Below are 16,082 nucleotides of genomic sequence, written 5' to 3'. Positions count from 1 at the left end.
CTCATAAGCTCTCATCTAACCCAAATCGCGAGTCGATTAATGCGTGTCTCGTTGACCTTGATAAAGTCCTAAACCTTAGGCGATACCAGAGACTGGTGCGACATCACCAGCTTTTCGGTGTATTCACTCTTGGGCCAATTGAAAATAACTTCGGTTTTCCCTATTTCGACTAATTGACCGTGACGTAAAATTAAAGCGCGGTCGCTTATGTGTCGCACGATACCTAAGTTATGGGAGATGAAAATAAAACCTAAGCCTAGCTCCATTTGCAATTTCATGATCAAATTGATGGTTTGCGATCTGACTGAGGGATCTAAGGCGGCAAAAGGTTCGTCGGCGACTATGACTAGAGGATCGAGGATGAGCGCCTTTGCTAAAGCTAAACGCTGACGCTGACCGTCCGACAACATATGCCGATAAAAATACATGTGATCGTTGACCAGCCCAACCGTATTAAGGGTTTTCATTATCTTTTGCTTACGTTCAGAAGAGGTGAGTTGGGTATTAAGGATCAACGGCTCTTCTAATATTTTAGCAACGGTAATGCCTGGATTTAGAGATTCATTACTATGCTGAAAAATCATCCGTATGTTCAAACAGCGCTGCTTCAAGTTGTGCGGTGAGAGCTTCTGTCCGTTTAAGTATATATTGCCGCTGGTGGGTTTTTCAGCGCCAACCAGTAGTTTACCGAGCAAGGATTTCCCAGAGCCGTTTTCACCCACTATTGCCAGCGTTTCTCCGGAGTTTAATTCAAAACTGATTGGACTGAGTTCAAAACTATTCGCGCGTTTTATGCCTTTGAGGTTACCTCGTTGCACAAAGCCGACTTTGTCTACACTAAGTAATGCAGTCATTCTTTTTCCCTTATTAGCGGAAAGTGACAACTATAAAAATGATCTTGAACGTGCCTAAGCTCGGGTGTTCTAACACATTCTTTTTGTGCTCGCGGACATCGAGGTCCTAAACGACAACCAATGGGTAAGTGCTGTAGTGTGGGGATAGTCCCATCTAAGGTCGCCAACGGTGATCTAGGTGGCAAATCCTTTCTAAAGCTCGGTGCGCTGTCAAGTAACGCCTTAGTGTAGGGATGCAAAGGACGCTTACGTATTTGTTCCATCCTGCCGTCTTCGACAGTTTGCCCACAATACAATACCGTCATTCTATTGGCCATGCTGGAAATGGCCATAAGGTCGTGACTGACAAACAAAATGGTCAAATTGCGGGTTTTGTTCAAACGCGACAGCAACTTCAAAATTTGTATCTTAGTCGTAATCTCCATGCCACGGGTAGGGTCATCAGCGATTAACAGTTGCGGAGAGGACACAAGTGCACAGGCAATCAAAAATTTCTGGCCAATATCATCGGCGATTTGATGCGGATAGGCTTTGAGGTATTTTTTATGGTCTTTTATGCCCACCTTATGGAGTAATTTTATCGCCATTTGACGACGGTTTTTTAGTCTTTGCCAAAACCACTTGCCCTCAACTATTTGACCGGGAATGCTTTCCATAAGCTGTTCGCCTAGGGTCGAGGAAGGGTCTAGAGACAGCAATGGATTTTGGAATATTACCGCGATTTCTGAACGCATTACCTTGCGACGGTCAAGCTCGCTCATGGTCAGCAAATCTTTGCCTTTCCATGTCATGCGGTCCGCCGTGATCCTGAAGTTATCTGGAATAGCGCCTACTATCGAGCGCACTATTAGGCTTTTCCCTGAGCCCGACTCACCAACTAAAGCACGTATTTCACCTTCTTCGACACGCATGCTGATCTTATCGAGCGCTTTCATCCAACCATGGGAGCCCTCGATTTCGAGAGTTAAATTTTTGATGTCCAGTAATGCCATTAGCTACTTAGCCTATTTCTCAGAGCAGAGCGCAGCCCGTCACCCACCACATTGACTGAGAGTACCATCAGAAAAATCGCACTACCCGGTAAGGCGATGAGCCAAGGCGATTTATAGGCTTCTTTCAAGCCTTCAGAAAGCATCACGCCTAACTCCGGAGAGGGCGGTTGTGCGCCTAAACCAATGAAGCCCAAGGCGCTAATATCTAAGATAGCGATCGACAATGCCATGGTGCCTTGTACCACTAACATTTCGTACATATTGGGTAGGATACAATAAAAGAACAAATGAAAATTCTTTGCCCCATCAAGCTTCGATGCCAGTACATATTCTTTTTGCATTTCGGCACGCACCACTTCTCGCGTGTTGTGCACAAATTGTGGGATTAACGCTAGGCTAATGGCCCACATTGTATTAACCAACCCAATCCCTAATATGCCAACAATCACGATGGCAATTAGCAGTGTGGGTACTGCCATAATGGAATCTAGCAAGTGATTCAATACACTGGCTCGTACGCCATGTGTCATACCCGCTATCGCCCCTAAAGTCACGCCCACCAACATGGATAACAACACCAACAAAAAACTGATACCCAGGGTGATCCTGCATCCATAGATCAAACGAGAGAGTAAATCTCTACCAAGACTATCGGTGCCAAACAGGTGACGAATAGAGCCACTGACATCCCACGCGGGTTTTACCAAAAACGCATTTGGGTTTTGTAACAAGGGGTCAAAAGGCGCAATAATTGGCCCGACAATGACCATTGCCACAAAAAATGCCAGTAGCCACATGCCCAATACCGCGATGTGACTTTTCCTAAACTCGAACCACGTTTGTACCAGTGGGGAAGGGTGGAACTCTTCTTGATAAATATTAAGATTCGGCATAGGCATTTCCCCTCTGTGTAGGGTTAATCAATTTAGCCAAAAGTTCGGTAGCCACTGTTAATATGATCACCAACATGGATACCGCCAGCACGCCAGCTCGGATTGCCGGATAATCTCGTTGATAAATGGCTTGGATCAACCAGTTGCCAATTCCGGGCCAAGAAAATATCACTTCAACAATCATCGCATTGGTCAATAACACCGCAAACTGCATGCCAAACAACGGAATAATTGGCAGCAATGCATTGCGAACACCATGACGCATGACTACCTGAAAGTCACTCAAACCACGGGTATAAGCAGCTTGAATATAGTTGCTCGACATGACGTCGATAAGTGAGCGACGTGTCAGCCTAAAAACAATAGACGCGGTGACGATCGTCAAAGAGGCCGTTGGCATGATCAAGTGTTGAAATGCACTTTTTGCGGCTGCACTTTTATAATCTAAATCACTAAGGAATATATCGACGAACACAAAGCCCGTTTTATGAGGGATCTCAAATAACAAACTGATCCTACCGGAAAGCGGTAGCCAACCAAGTTGCAATGAAAAGACCAGTATTAAAATCAGTGATAACCAGAAAATCGGCATTGAATAGCCAATTACGCTGGCGGTTAATAAGCCATAATCAGTTGGTTTGTTATGCTGAAATCCCGCCACAAACCCCAGTGGGACACCTATCAAAACAGACAAAAATAACGCATAAGCACTGAGTTCTATACTGGCCGGCATGGTCTGAGATATTTCATCCCATAACGGGATCTCGGAACTGAATCCTTGCCCCCAATCGCCAACTAGCAAGCCTTTCAAATAGTACCAATACTGATGTAAATATGATTTATCGAAGCCGTGCATAGCCGCCACTTCAGCATATTCTTGCTGAGAAATGCTTTTTAATCCTGTGAGGTTGACCAAGGGATCACCAGGAAACAAATAAACCAGTGAGAACGACAGCACGCTAAGCACCAGCGTCGTTAATATTAGTAAATTAAGTTTGCGAATTACATGAGCTAACATCATTGCTTCTGTACATCCCCAAAGCGGATTGCGCCAAACGGATTGATTATCAATCCCTGCAATTCTTTTCGATGTGCGCGATACCGATAAGCATGCGCAATAGGAACTAAGGGGACTTGCTCTGCAATTAATTGATTGGCCATTCGATAATACTGGTTTCGTTGCGAGGTCTCAGTGTACTTTAACGCTTGGTCAATGAAACTATCATATTGTTCAGAGCACCACATGGCGCGATTAGTGCCAGAGTCAATGGCCGAACACGTCAATAATGGCCTATAAAAATTATCTGGATCACCATTATCGGCAGACCAACCAATCAATACTGAGTCGTGCAGGCCCTGCTTTAGGCGTTCCCGGAACGCAGTCCATTCGTAGCTTACTATATTGACAGTGATCCCCACTTGGCTTAAATAATTCTGCATTAACTCTGCCATTTTCCGAGCATCAGGATTATAGGCTCGCTGCACCGGCATCGCCCATATGTTCATGGTAAAGCCTTCTTTTATGCCACTTTCGTTAAGCAGTTGTCGGGCTAAGACTGGATTATAATTGATGTCATTTAAATCGGCTTGATAGGCCCAAGATGATTCAGGCAGCAATCCTCTGGCGTTGACCGCGCTGCCAAAATACACCGCCTCAATCAGCGTGTTTTTATCAATTGCCATGGCCAATGCACGTCTTACTTTGGGATTATTGAACGGTGGCTTGGAGGTATTGAATGCCCAGAAACCTACGTTGAGTCCCGGTTTTTCGTCTAAGCGTAAATCGGCTCTTTCACGAATGGTGTCCAGTTCACTGTGAGCGGGAAAGGCGATTGCATCACATTCACCGGTCATTAATTTAGCCAATCGTTGTGAGCTAGAGGGCGTGATATCGTAGATTAATTTTTCAGGCGCCAAATCATGTTGCCAGTAGTCGTTGTGCTTGGCGTAACGAATGAATCTGTCTTTACGGTATTTATGAAATTTAAATGGTCCGGTTCCGATCGGATAACGATCTAGTTTTTCTTTTTCTTCAGGACCTAACGATTGGGCGTATTCAGCGGATAACAGCACCGCAAAATCGGTTGCTAGATTGGCCAAAAACGAGCTGTCGGGTTGTTTGAGTATTAACTCAATTCGATAACCATTAATGCGTTTTACATCGACGATGACGTCTCTTAACCCTAGGCTTGAGAAATAAGGGTATTCACCACCTGAGACATTGTGAAACGGATGCTCGGGCAGTCGCCAGCGATTAATGCTAAACAATACATCATCTGCATTGAAGGTGCGGGTCGGGGTAAAATAAGGCGTATCGTGAAATCTAACCCCTCTGCGCAATTGAAATGTATAGGTCAAACCGTCGTCACTGACTAACCAACTACTGGCTAATCCAGGCACTATTAAACCCGACAGCGGATCAAAATTTATCAGTCGGTCATATATTTGGTGGGCTGAGGCATCCGATGTGGTGCCCGAAGTATCTAACTGAGGATTAAAGGTCAACGGGTTGCCTTCAGAGCAATAAATAACCCCTTCTTTGGGTACCACGTCTTCGCCTATATCACTGCATCCACTGAGATAGAGTGATAGCGAAATCAACCAGCAAACTTGCGCAAGTGAGTACCGTTCACGCATCGCGTTATTCATCTTAATTGTCCACATCCTCAGATGCACCGTCTAACAGATTGTATTTTTTTAAGTATCCTCTTAATTGATGATAGGTCAAAGAGAGTTTTTCAGCTGTCTTTTTCTGATTATATTGACTGTCAGCCAGCGCTTGCGTGATCAGATCAATTTCAAATTCCTGAGATAGGGTTTTTAGATCGACCGGAAATTGATGTTGAGGTGCAGTGACTATAACGCTAGCACTTTGTGTATCCTTAGATTCATTCATGGGTTCTGCATCAGTGACAGCGGTTGGCACTACCGTGGTGATCCTGTCTTGGGTTTTGATCCTACCTTTAGGGCGAAATACTGACTCAAATGGATCAAGCACAATGTGATGAACTGGTAAGTGTGGATTGTTGGATCTATACACTGCTCTTTCCACCACATTTTTGAGTTCACGGATGTTGCCAGGCCAATCATAGTCCAGCAAGGTGCGTTTAGCTTTTTCAGTAAATCCGCTAAACAGCTCCATTTCCAACTCTCGGGCCATATTGATTGCGAAGTGTTCTGCCAGCATCATGATGTCTTCTTGTCGTTCTCTTAGAGGAGGAAGGGTAATAACATCAAACGCCAGTCGGTCTAATAAATCGGGGCGAAATTCACCTGATGCAGCAAGGGATGGGAGGTCTTCGTTGGTCGCGGCAACTAAACGCACGTCGACTTTCACTGAGCGTGAACCACCGACACGTTCAAATTCACCGTATTCGATCACTCTTAGTAACTTTTCTTGAATAAGCCCTGAGGTATTAGCCAATTCATCCAAGAACAAGGTGCCGTTGTGCGCGACTTCAAAACGTCCTTCTCGGCGCTTCTGCGCACCGGTAAAAGCACCCGCCTCATATCCAAAAAGTTCGCTTTCTAGCAAGCTTTCATTCAACGCCGCGCAGTTTAACTTAAGGTAGTTTTGTTCCCAACGCTTAGACAGATAATGTAATCGCGCGGCAACCAGTTCTTTACCTGTGCCGCGTTCCCCAATGATTAACACGGGTTTATTTAGCGGCGCAATTTGAGATATCTGCTCCAACACCTCCAGAAAACTATTAGACTGACCCAACAGATTATCTTGCTGGCGAAAACGGCTCATACGTAACTGTCCTTTGATTAAACGGGTGTATGATCAGTCACTGATTAAAATAATTCCAATTGGCTTACAAGCGCGAATAAGGTCTCGGTTGCTTGCTCAACATGCTTAGTTTCAATCTAAAAAGTGGTCTAATCCGCTAATATGTGGTTGATAATCATAATACGCTTAATTAGGAAAGTTAAGGCATTTATATTATTTTTATTTAAAATCATGAGTTTATGCGATTTTTGGAAATTGGCCCATTTATTGAATATCTATCATTAGCAAATGTGTATGCATTTATTCAATTCGCCAATAGAAGTAGAGGAAAACATTATGGGTATCTTCTCGCGTTTTACAGACATAGTTAACTCGAATATTAATTCTTTGCTAGATAAAGCAGAGGATCCAGAAAAAATGGTGCGTCTTATCATCCAAGAGATGGAAGACACCTTAGTTGAGGTGCGTTCAGCGTCCGCGAAAACGTTGGCCAACAAAAAAGACATAGTGTCGCAAATTGGTAAGCTTGAAAATGAAGCTCAAGATTGGCAGGCAAAAGCGGAATTAGCATTGAGCAAAGATCGCGAAGATCTCGCTCGTGCAGCACTGCAAGAAAAGAAAAAATGTGCCGAACATAAAGAGGTTTTGAGCAAAGAGCTTGCTATCATTGACGAGCAAATTGGTAAATTGCAAGGTGAAGTCGGTCAGTTACAAGATAAGTTAGCTGATGCAAAAGCCCGTCAGAAAACCATTATCATGCGCCAGAAAACGGTGAGCTCTCGTTTGGAAGTGAAACGCACACTCGATAGCACTAAAGTCGATTCGGCAATGGGACGGTTTGAACAATATGAGCGTAAAATTGATGACTTAGAGTCTCAGGTTGACGCTTATGATTTAGGTAAGAAAACTTTAGCAGATGAGTTTGCAGAGCTGGAGTCAGATGAAAAGATTGATGACGAACTGGCGGCACTGAAGAAAAAAGTGCAAACCAAATCAGCTAAAAGCGCCAAAGCGAATAAATAGAATAGACAGACAGTAAAGGAGTAAGACTGTGCAAGATATATTAGAATTTACAGTGGGTATCCCTATTATCCTCTTTATGACGATAGTTGCTCCAATATGGCTGATCCTTCACTATCGCAGTAAAAAGCAGGTAAGTCAGGGATTATCCGAAGAAGAGTACTTGTCTTTGCAAGAGTTATCGAATAAAGCTGAGATGATGGCTGACCGTATTCAGACATTGGAAGCCATTCTGGATGCGGAGACACCAGATTGGAGGAATAAAGTATGACCTCGGATAAGCAGTTAAGGCGCAACACTCATGAAGGTAAGATTGCCGGTGTGTGTGCAGGCATCGCTGAGTACTTTGGCATTGAAACCTGGCTAGTGCGCATTGCGACCGTTGCGGCAACCTTGTTATTGGCAGGACCCTTCGTACCTGTATTTTATATAGCTGCGTGGTTCATACTCGATAAAAAGCAACCCGACCATGGGTTTGCACCTAACCGCCATGCCAATTTCTCAAATAAGAGTCGGGTTAAAGGCTGGCAAAATGACATTGACGAGGATGATAAAAAGGTTGAAGTCAAATCTAAGGTTTGGCAGGCAGGAGAGCCTCCCAAGCAAGCGTTTTACGATATCAAACAAAAGTTTGTTCGTATTGAAGCAAGATTAAGAAAAGTAGAAACCTATGTTACATCGTCCGAGTTTCAACTTAATCGAGAAATAAATAAGCTATAGTTGAATTGACAGTTTCCATTAGCGTGGAGGGCGGCAAGCCCAAAATGAAGCGGCCTACGGGCCGCTTTGTACATTGATGTCGAATAGTCATTAAGAAGGTATCACAAGGTGTTGAAGTCGTTATCACAGAATCCGTCGTTACAGCGTTTGCAAAATCAAGCCAAAGTGCTTGGTAAGCGGATAGCTGATCACCATGTGTCGCTGGCCGTCACCGGATTAAGTAAAAGTGGTAAAACCGCATTTATCACCTCGCTAATCAATCAGCTTTTACATGCCAGAGATCATGCCGACTTGCCGTTTTTTTCGGTGGTCGCGCAAAAACGTTTAATTGGTGTGAAGCGAGACGTGCAACCGGATATGACAGTTGCGCGATTTGCCTATGAGGATGGTGTTAAACATCTTTGTTCTGTGCCGCCACGGTGGCCTGAGTCCACCAATGGTGTGAGTCAAGTTAGGCTGTTAATCAAATATCGAAACCAGTCAGGCTTGCGCCGTTTATTGTCTGAACACAGCACGCTGACCTTAGATATCACCGACTATCCCGGCGAGTGGCTACTTGATCTGCCGTTGCTGGAGATGACCTATCAGCAGTGGTGTGAATCATTCTGGCAAGATCTTCATGATGTCAGCAAAAGCAAATTAGCCGAGCCGTTCAAACTCGGATTAAGTCAAATACAGTTTCAACAGCCAGCTGATGAGATGCAACTGCAATCGGTATCACAGTTGTTTACGGATTTTTTGCATGACTGCAAAGCCGCCGGCTTTCAATTGATCCAGCCTGGAAGGTTTGTATTACCTGGGGAGCTATCGGGTGCACCTGTGTTGCAATTTTTTCCCGTCACGCCTGCTCTACTAGCAGAGTATTCAGCAAATAAACATGCGCCAGATAACGCCGTTATTGGATTAATGATGTCGCGCTATGAGCAGTATCAACAAAAAGTGATAAAACCGTTTTATAAGCAGCATTTTAAACGATTTGACCGACAAATCGTGTTGGTCGATTGTTTAACCGCTTTGAATCGTGGCGCACACAGCTTCAATGATTTACGTAAAGCCATTAACTGGTTACTGGGTAGTTTTCACTATGGTAAAAACAGCATTATGCGACGTTTATTTTCGCCTAATATCGATAAATTAATGTTTGCCGCTAGCAAGTCAGATCACATCACACCCGATCAGCAAAGCAATTTGGTGATGTTATTGGAATCTATGATCCATGAAGCCCGTCAGCAAATCCAATACGAAGGTGTGGAAACCGAATCTACCGCGTTCAGTGCGATTAAAGCATCGCAGGTCGGGCTAAGCACCTTGAATGGCGAAAATGTTCAAGTGCTCAAAGGGACCAATTCTTCGGGCGAAGCTATTACCCTCTATCCTGGCGATGTTCCTAAAGTTTGCCCTGATCAAGCATTTTGGGACAACCAAGGCTTTGCCTTTCCGCAATTTATGCCAATGTCACAACCCCAGACGCAACACGCGTTTTCCCATATTCGATTAGATCATGTTTTAGAATTTGTGTTGGGCGACAAACTGGAGTAACTATGTCAAAGGATCAAACAAATAGTGGACAACAAGAGCTTAAAGAGCAGGTGATTTTTGATTCCTTTTCTGCCCATGCTCAAGAGTCGAGTGCCACTCGGTCGCAAAATATCAGACCCGCTGAAGTGATAGGTCAAGAGATACAATGGCAAGCGGAAAGCACAGCGGAAACCAAACCTGTAACCCCAGCAGAAACAGCGCCGAGCTCAGACTATAGGGGCAAACATTTTACCAGTAAATGGTTGTGGCTCTCTGTTTTTGTCATCGGATTGGCGGTTGCTGAGTTGGTAATTTTTATTGATTCTGTGTTGTCTCAACAAGATTGGTTGTCCGCTGGCTGGTTGGTTGTATTAACCATAGTGTCTTTATTAGCCCTGCGCCAAGTGGTCAAAGAGTGGCGCGGTTTAGCCAAATTGAAAAAGCATGAGCGCCTGAAGCAGCAAGCCAGTGCATTACTCTCGGCACCCACCATCGGACAAGGAGAGCGCTTTTGTAAACAGCTTGAAGCGGATTTCAAACCTAGCTATCCACTGGCAATCGAAAGCTGGAAAAAATCGTTAAAACCACATCATTTAGACAACGAAGTCTTGATGCTTTTTGATTTACACGTTGTCAGTGAAGCCGATAAAGTCGCGCTTAAACACATTACCCGCCACGCCTCTGCCAGTGCCGCTATGATAGCTGTGAGTCCTTTTGCATTGCTGGACATGGGAGTCGTGCTTTGGCGTAATCTAGTGATGCTTAAACAGATCAGCCAATGTTATGGCATTCAACTGACCTATTGGGGGCGTATCCACCTGATTAAAAGCGTCTTTAAAACCATGCTGGTTGCTGGCGCAGCCGAAATCTTAAGTGATGCGGGAAATTATGCTCTGGGGGCAGGAATAACCGGTAAACTGTCAAGTCGAGTGGCGCAAGGTTTAGGCGCAGGCGTACTGACATCCCGCATAGGCATAAAAGCAATGCACGCCTGCCGACCGTTACCTTGGTTAGCGCAACAGCCTCCAGGTATCTCTAAACTAGCACAACAGTTGCTATCTGATCTCAATAAATTAAGGCAGTAACCGTCTGTATTTAAGTGACTTTAAAGCCGTCATGTAAATTAATAGTTACGAAATTTTTGATTTCTGATATGGCCCCAAATCTTTTTCTTTGATAACAAATCAGTAGACTCAGCAGCATAAATTGCAGTTACCAGTGTTAGGAAAACCGATATGTCGAAAGCGACGAAGTACGTATCTCATCCCGCTGATGAACAGGGTAATGTCGCCTGGTCAGCAGAAGAAAATAAAATCTGGAAAGATCTCGTTGAACGCCAATTGGAGATCATCAAAGACCGTGCCTGCGATGAGTTCATGCATGGACTTGATTTACTCGATTTGCCGTTAGATCGTGTACCGCAATTAGCTGAAGTAAATGCGGTTTTAAAAGAAGCGACCGGATGGCAAGTAGAACAAGTCCCGTCACTGATCAACTTTGATGCTTTCTTTAACCTGTTAGCCAACAAGAAGTTTCCTGTTGCAACTTTTATTCGTAGTCGAGAAGACTTTGATTACCTACAAGAGCCAGATATCTTCCATGAAATTTTTGGCCATTGTCCGTTACTGACCAACCCCGCGTTTGCACACTTTACGCACACTTACGGTAAGTTAGGTTTGGCGGCCAACAAACAAGACAGAGCATTTCTAGCCAGATTGTATTGGTTTACTGTCGAGTTTGGCTTACTTAATACGGCCGATGGGTTGCGGATCTATGGTGGTGGGATCTTGTCTTCACCAGGTGAAACGATTTATGCATTAGAAAGTCATGAGCCTGAGCGTTACACAATGGATCCGTTAGAAGCTCTGCGCACTCCCTATCGTATCGATATTATGCAGCCAGTGTATTTCACTCTTAATGGTTTTGAGCAGTTATTTGAATTGGCTGAAATGGATATTATGGCAATGGTTGAAACGGCGAAAAAGCTTGGCTTACACGCACCAAAGTTTCCACCCAAAGATAAAATCGCCAGTTAAGCTGTCTGATTGATGTTGTTAAAATCAATCGAAGTTTAATCTACGTATTCGTTATTTATCCCCCCGCTGAATCGGCCGATCCTTTGAGGTCGATTTAGCGCGAATTTCTGCATTATTTTCGGTTTCCTTTGAGCAGGTTGTTCGTCCTTTAATCAATTACCACAGTTTCACCGTACAAAATGGCATTTTATCTCACCAAAGTTGCAGACAGCACCTACGAATTGTAATAATATCTTTACACCTTAATTTTTGGATTTCTAATTAATGCGGTTGGAGATAATCTGTCAGGACCGTCTTGGGATAGCTCAGGACGTGTTAGACATACTGGTAAATTACGAAATCGATCTGCGCGGCATTGAGATCGATATCGCAGGTAAAATATTTCTTAATTTTCCTAATATTGAGTTTCAAGACTTTCAGCATCTTATGCCTGAAATTCGTCGAATCGAAGGCATTGATGATGTCAAAACAACGCCCTTTATGCCGATTGAACGAGAGAAAAATCAACTACGAGCATTGCTTCAAACACTGCCCGATCCGATTTTTTCAGTGGATACTAAAGGTCGGGTTTTACTTGTTAATGAAGCCGTGACGGCAAGTCTTGAAGAGCCTTCTGATGCGATACTTGGCCAAGAAATTGGCGACTTGGTGCGGGGCTTTAATTTTAACAAATGGCTAGATGGCAAAACCATTAGCGCCCAAAGCCAAAAAGTAAATTTCTTAGAGCAAGACTTCATCGCAGACATATTACCAGTCATGATCCCTGATGCCGAAGGTGAGTCAATTCTAGCGGGTGCCTTATTAATGCTGAAGTCTGAATTCAGATTAGGTCAGCAACTCACCGTATTCCATCAAGTCAGTAATGACAGTTTTGCGGCGGTGCAGGCCAACAGCAACGCGATGAAAAAAGTGGTCCGTGAAGCCAGCCGCATGGCGGAGCTTGATGGCCCCATCGTGATAATGGGCGAAACCGGCACAGGTAAAGAAATGTTAGCTCGTGCCTGTCATGAAGCGAGTCGCCGTGCCAGTGGCCAATTTTTGGCATTGAACTGCGCCTCTTTACCAGACAGTGTGGCAGAAACCGAATTATTTGGTTATGCCCCCGGTGAGTTTGGTCAAAGCGAAGGAAAAGCCGGGATCTTAGAGCAAGCCAAAGGCGGGACCTTGTTTCTAGATGAAGTTGGCGACATGTCAGCGCAGCTGCAATCTAAGTTACTGCGTGTGTTACAAAATGGCACTTTTCGCAGAGTAGGGGACTCCAACGAGGTCAGTGTTGACGTGAGAATCGTCTGTACTACTCAAAAAGATTTGACCAAGCTGGTAGAAGAGGGCAGTTTTAGAGAAGATTTGTATTACCGTTTGAATGTGTTGGTATTGATTGTGCCGCCGCTACGCGAACGTAAATCTGATGTGATCCCATTGGCTGAGCGATTCCTTAAACAGCAGAGTATGAAATTGGGTCGTAGAGCCCCTAAGTTGAGTAAATCCTGTGTCGATTATCTGCAAAGCTATTCGTGGCCGGGCAATGTAAGGCAATTGGAAAACGCGCTATATCGCGCATTATCATTGCTTGAGGGCAATGAAATGGGCAAAGAGCATATTCAATTGCCCTCCAGCGCCGAGAATGTGAGTTTTGTTGCTGAAGAGTTTGAAGGCACCTTGGAAGACGAAGTAAAGCGTTATGAAAAAAGCTTATTGCGTCGCCTGTATCCTTTTTACCCCAGTACTCGCCAACTGGCTAAAAAATTGGGCTTGAGTCACACTGCTATCGCCAACAAATTGCGCGAGTATGGGATTAATAAAAAGACTGTAAAAATTTAATTACAGTTTGAAGTCTGCTGTTAACAAATGTTGACAGGGAAAAGCCGCATTCTAGCGGCTTTTTCGTGACATTTACCAAGTGTACACAAGTTAATACACATCCTCAGTCAAACAAACTAATGTAATTGATTTGCATACACTTCTCTTCTTCCTCATTTTATTGTCTATTAGTGCTATTCATTATAATAAACGCTGAGAGTATCTATTATGACTATCGACATTAACTACAACCCATTGCAATGTGATGGATTTGAATTCGTTGAATATACCGCTGCGGATGACAAAGGCATTCAGGATCTTAAAGACCTATTTTTATCCTTGGGATTTGCCGAAGTTGCACAACATCGTTCTAAGCGCGTTTGGCTATTTAAACAGGGTGATGTAAATTTCATCGTCAACGCTGAGCCTGCTTCACAGGCGGAAGAATTTGCCAGATTACGTGGACCTAGTGTGTGCGGTATGGCCTTTAGAGTGAAAGACGCCGGTAAAGCGCTGCAACATGCAGTCAGTAACGGTGCTAAGCAATTTGTCGGTAATTTAGGTGCAATGGAATTAAACATTCCTGCAATCTACGGCATTGGCGAGAGTACTTTGTACTTTGTTGATCGCTACGGTGACGAGTCTATCTATGAAGTTGACTTCAAATTCTATCCTGACTGGCAACAGAAGATGGCAGAAGCAGGCGCTGGACTAGATACTTTAGACCACCTGACCCACAACGTGAAGCGCGGCAACATGGCAGTATGGGCAGATTTTTATGAGCGTATTGGTAACTTCAGAGAGATCCGTTATTTTGATATCGAAGGCAAGTTAACTGGCTTGGTCAGTAAAGCGATGACGTCTCCGTGTGGCAAAATTCGTATTCCAATTAATGAATCTTCTGATGACAAATCGCAGATTGAAGAGTTTATTCGTGAGTATAACGGTGAAGGTATTCAGCACATTGCTATGTCTACTGACAACATTTACGAAACCGTTCGCACCCTTAAAGCCCGCGGCTTGAAATTCATGGATACGCCTGACACCTACTACGAAAATGTTGATACTCGAGTTGAGGGTCATGGCGAAGACTTAGCCTTAATGAAAGAGCTTCGTATCTTAGTCGATGGTGCACCAATGAAAGATGGCATCTTGTTGCAAATCTTTACTGATACCGTTATCGGTCCTGTATTCTTTGAAATTATTCAGCGTAAAGGTAATGAAGGATTTGGTGAAGGTAACTTTAAAGCCTTATTCGAGTCGATCGAACAAGATCAAATCCGTCGCGGTGTGATCAGTGAAGGTGGAGAAAAATCTGATGCGTAAATGGATCCAATTTCCTCGTCAAGAAGGCGTATCTTCTCGGCAGGCTCATGCCGACTTTCCGGAGAAGGCGATTTATGAGCGGGAGATTGGACGCAGTGGATTTTTTGGTCCAGCATCACATTTACATCATACTCATGCCCCTACGGGCTGGGTTGATTGGCAAGGGCCATTGCGGCCCCGAGCCCTAGATTTAAACTTATTACCGGCTAAGGGAGTGACCATTGATGGAAACTCGCCTTGGGGAGCCCCCGATATTCTGTTCAACGCCCACTGTCGATTCAGAATGTGGCATTGTAAAACGGCGATGCAAAAGCTCGCGCGTAATGCAGACGGTGATGAGTTGTTGTTTATTCATCAAGGAAGCGGCAAATTATTTTGCGATTATGGACACATGGACATAAAGCAAGGCGATTATATTGTCATTCCTCGTTCCACTCTTTGGCGTATTGAACCGCTCGAAGAGATGCAAATACTGATGATTGAAGCAACTAATGACAGCTATCAGTTGCCTGAAAAAGGCTTAGTCGGTCCGCATGCTATCTTTGACCCAGCGATGCTCGACACACCCACTATTAATGACGAGTTTGCTGCGCAATACTCTGAGGACAGTTGGCAAGTTGAGATAAAACGCCAAGGCGAAGTGTCGGTGGTGACCTTTCCGTTCAATCCATTGGATGCGATTGGCTGGCACGGTGATCTGAGTGTCGTGCGGATAAATTGGCGCGATATTAGACCCTTGATGAGTCATCGATATCACTTGCCGCCGTCGGCCCACACTACTTTTGTGGCAAGCCGATTTGTAGTGTGTACCTTCGTGCCAAGACCAATTGAAAGCGATCCTGGTGCATTGAAAGTGCCTTTTTATCATAATAATGATGATTACGATGAGGTGCTTTTTTATCATGAAGGTGACTTTTTCAGTCGCGACAATATCGAAAAAGGCATGGTCACCTTCCATCCTGCAGGCTTTACCCATGGACCTCATCCAAAAGCCTTTGCAGCAGGTAGAGCGCACAAGAAAACCTTTACTGATGAAGTTGCAGTAATGCTGGATACTCGTGATGCTCTGAACCTTGGAGAGGCGGCAAAGTCTGTCGAAAACCCCGACTATGTGAATAGTTGGAAAATGAAATAATAGACATTGGCTCACTTGCTGTGAGCCAGCCTTAGGCTCAGACTTAACGTCACCT

General features: G+C 44.3%; 15 protein-coding genes. 9 read left to right on the top strand and 6 right to left on the bottom strand.

Annotated elements, in window-relative coordinates; all coding sequences use genetic code 11:
• Positions 1 to 68: 68 nt before the first annotated feature.
• From ABD036_RS12505 to pspF, 6 genes are read right to left on the bottom strand one after another with little or no spacing between them, the layout of a single operon-like run.
• A complete protein-coding gene (locus ABD036_RS12505) occupies positions 69 to 854 on the bottom strand; it encodes an ATP-binding cassette domain-containing protein (RefSeq protein ID WP_343860410.1) in 786 nt (261 codons plus the stop codon).
• Positions 851 to 1,846: an oligopeptide/dipeptide ABC transporter ATP-binding protein gene (locus ABD036_RS12500; RefSeq protein ID WP_343860408.1), complete on the bottom strand. Its 996-nt coding sequence runs from the start codon at positions 1,844 to 1,846 to the stop codon at positions 851 to 853. Before ABD036_RS12500 ends, ABD036_RS12505 begins: the two co-directional genes overlap by 4 nt.
• The gene (locus ABD036_RS12495; RefSeq protein ID WP_343860406.1) at positions 1,846 to 2,739 is read right to left on the bottom strand and encodes an ABC transporter permease subunit; all 894 of its coding nucleotides are present in this window, start codon (positions 2,737 to 2,739) and stop codon (positions 1,846 to 1,848) included. Before ABD036_RS12495 ends, ABD036_RS12500 begins: the two co-directional genes overlap by 1 nt.
• On the bottom strand, positions 2,726 to 3,757 hold the full coding sequence (locus tag ABD036_RS12490) for an ABC transporter permease (protein ID WP_343860404.1): 1,032 nt from the start codon (positions 3,755 to 3,757) through the stop codon (positions 2,726 to 2,728). The genes ABD036_RS12495 and ABD036_RS12490 overlap by 14 nt, the downstream gene beginning before the upstream one ends.
• Positions 3,757 to 5,388, bottom strand: a complete 1,632-nt coding sequence (locus ABD036_RS12485; protein ID WP_343860402.1) for an ABC transporter substrate-binding protein — start codon at positions 5,386 to 5,388, stop codon at positions 3,757 to 3,759. Before ABD036_RS12485 ends, ABD036_RS12490 begins: the two co-directional genes overlap by 1 nt.
• A 1-nt stretch (position 5,389) precedes the next feature.
• Positions 5,390 to 6,493, bottom strand: coding sequence for a phage shock protein operon transcriptional activator (pspF, locus tag ABD036_RS12480; RefSeq protein ID WP_343860400.1), 1,104 nt, complete (start codon positions 6,491 to 6,493; stop codon positions 5,390 to 5,392).
• Positions 6,494 to 6,808: 315 nt separating this feature from the next.
• Between pspF and pspA the strand changes: the two genes are divergently transcribed.
• The 9 genes from pspA (at position 6,809) to ABD036_RS12435 (ending at position 16,027) form a co-directional block, all read left to right on the top strand.
• Positions 6,809 to 7,495 (top strand): phage shock protein PspA, encoded by a 687-nt coding sequence (pspA, locus tag ABD036_RS12475; protein WP_343860685.1) that lies wholly within the window; start codon positions 6,809 to 6,811, stop codon positions 7,493 to 7,495.
• 28 nt (positions 7,496 to 7,523) lie between these two features.
• A complete protein-coding gene (gene pspB, locus ABD036_RS12470) occupies positions 7,524 to 7,763 on the top strand; it encodes an envelope stress response membrane protein PspB (protein ID WP_343860398.1) in 240 nt (79 codons plus the stop codon).
• Positions 7,760 to 8,212, top strand: a complete 453-nt coding sequence (gene pspC, locus ABD036_RS12465) for an envelope stress response membrane protein PspC (RefSeq protein WP_343860396.1) — start codon at positions 7,760 to 7,762, stop codon at positions 8,210 to 8,212. Before pspB ends, pspC begins: the two co-directional genes overlap by 4 nt.
• A 108-nt stretch (positions 8,213 to 8,320) precedes the next feature.
• A complete protein-coding gene (locus ABD036_RS12460) occupies positions 8,321 to 9,751 on the top strand; it encodes a YcjX family GTP-binding protein (protein WP_343860394.1) in 1,431 nt (476 codons plus the stop codon).
• Between the two features lie 2 nt (positions 9,752 to 9,753).
• Positions 9,754 to 10,815: a YcjF family protein gene (locus tag ABD036_RS12455; protein WP_343860392.1), complete on the top strand. Its 1,062-nt coding sequence runs from the start codon at positions 9,754 to 9,756 to the stop codon at positions 10,813 to 10,815.
• Positions 10,816 to 10,965: 150 nt separating this feature from the next.
• Positions 10,966 to 11,766 (top strand): phenylalanine 4-monooxygenase, encoded by an 801-nt coding sequence (gene phhA / locus ABD036_RS12450; RefSeq protein WP_343860390.1) that lies wholly within the window; start codon positions 10,966 to 10,968, stop codon positions 11,764 to 11,766.
• Positions 11,767 to 12,030: 264 nt separating this feature from the next.
• Entirely contained in the window at positions 12,031 to 13,587 is a 1,557-nt protein-coding gene (gene tyrR / locus ABD036_RS12445; RefSeq protein ID WP_343860388.1) for a transcriptional regulator TyrR, read from the top strand.
• Between the two features lie 207 nt (positions 13,588 to 13,794).
• Positions 13,795 to 14,892, top strand: a complete 1,098-nt coding sequence (gene hppD / locus ABD036_RS12440; RefSeq protein WP_343860386.1) for a 4-hydroxyphenylpyruvate dioxygenase — start codon at positions 13,795 to 13,797, stop codon at positions 14,890 to 14,892.
• Positions 14,885 to 16,027: a homogentisate 1,2-dioxygenase gene (locus tag ABD036_RS12435; RefSeq protein ID WP_343860384.1), complete on the top strand. Its 1,143-nt coding sequence runs from the start codon at positions 14,885 to 14,887 to the stop codon at positions 16,025 to 16,027. The genes hppD and ABD036_RS12435 overlap by 8 nt, the downstream gene beginning before the upstream one ends.
• The last annotated feature ends 55 nt before the right edge of the window (positions 16,028 to 16,082 follow it).

Origin of the sequence: Aliiglaciecola litoralis (assembly GCF_039523355.1) — a bacterium.
GTDB lineage: Bacteria > Pseudomonadota > Gammaproteobacteria > Enterobacterales > Alteromonadaceae > Aliiglaciecola > Aliiglaciecola litoralis.
Note: the sequence above shows the minus strand (reverse complement) of the source record. Positions and strands in the feature narration are given on the sequence as shown.

Coding starts and splice junctions, on each gene's coding strand:
- ABD036_RS12505 (WP_343860410.1), bottom strand. CDS start 854: ATGACTGCATTACTTAGTGTAGACAAAGTCGGCTTTGTGCAACGAGGT.
- ABD036_RS12500 (WP_343860408.1), bottom strand. CDS start 1,846: ATGGCATTACTGGACATCAAAAATTTAACTCTCGAAATCGAGGGCTCC.
- ABD036_RS12495 (WP_343860406.1), bottom strand. CDS start 2,739: ATGCCGAATCTTAATATTTATCAAGAAGAGTTCCACCCTTCCCCACTG.
- ABD036_RS12490 (WP_343860404.1), bottom strand. CDS start 3,757: ATGTTAGCTCATGTAATTCGCAAACTTAATTTACTAATATTAACGACG.
- ABD036_RS12485 (WP_343860402.1), bottom strand. CDS start 5,388: ATGAATAACGCGATGCGTGAACGGTACTCACTTGCGCAAGTTTGCTGG.
- pspF (WP_343860400.1), bottom strand. CDS start 6,493: ATGAGCCGTTTTCGCCAGCAAGATAATCTGTTGGGTCAGTCTAATAGT.
- pspA (WP_343860685.1), top strand. CDS start 6,809: ATGGGTATCTTCTCGCGTTTTACAGACATAGTTAACTCGAATATTAAT.
- pspC (WP_343860396.1), top strand. CDS start 7,760: ATGACCTCGGATAAGCAGTTAAGGCGCAACACTCATGAAGGTAAGATT.
- ABD036_RS12455 (WP_343860392.1), top strand. CDS start 9,754: ATGTCAAAGGATCAAACAAATAGTGGACAACAAGAGCTTAAAGAGCAG.
- phhA (WP_343860390.1), top strand. CDS start 10,966: ATGTCGAAAGCGACGAAGTACGTATCTCATCCCGCTGATGAACAGGGT.
- tyrR (WP_343860388.1), top strand. CDS start 12,031: ATGCGGTTGGAGATAATCTGTCAGGACCGTCTTGGGATAGCTCAGGAC.
- hppD (WP_343860386.1), top strand. CDS start 13,795: ATGACTATCGACATTAACTACAACCCATTGCAATGTGATGGATTTGAA.
- ABD036_RS12435 (WP_343860384.1), top strand. CDS start 14,885: ATGCGTAAATGGATCCAATTTCCTCGTCAAGAAGGCGTATCTTCTCGG.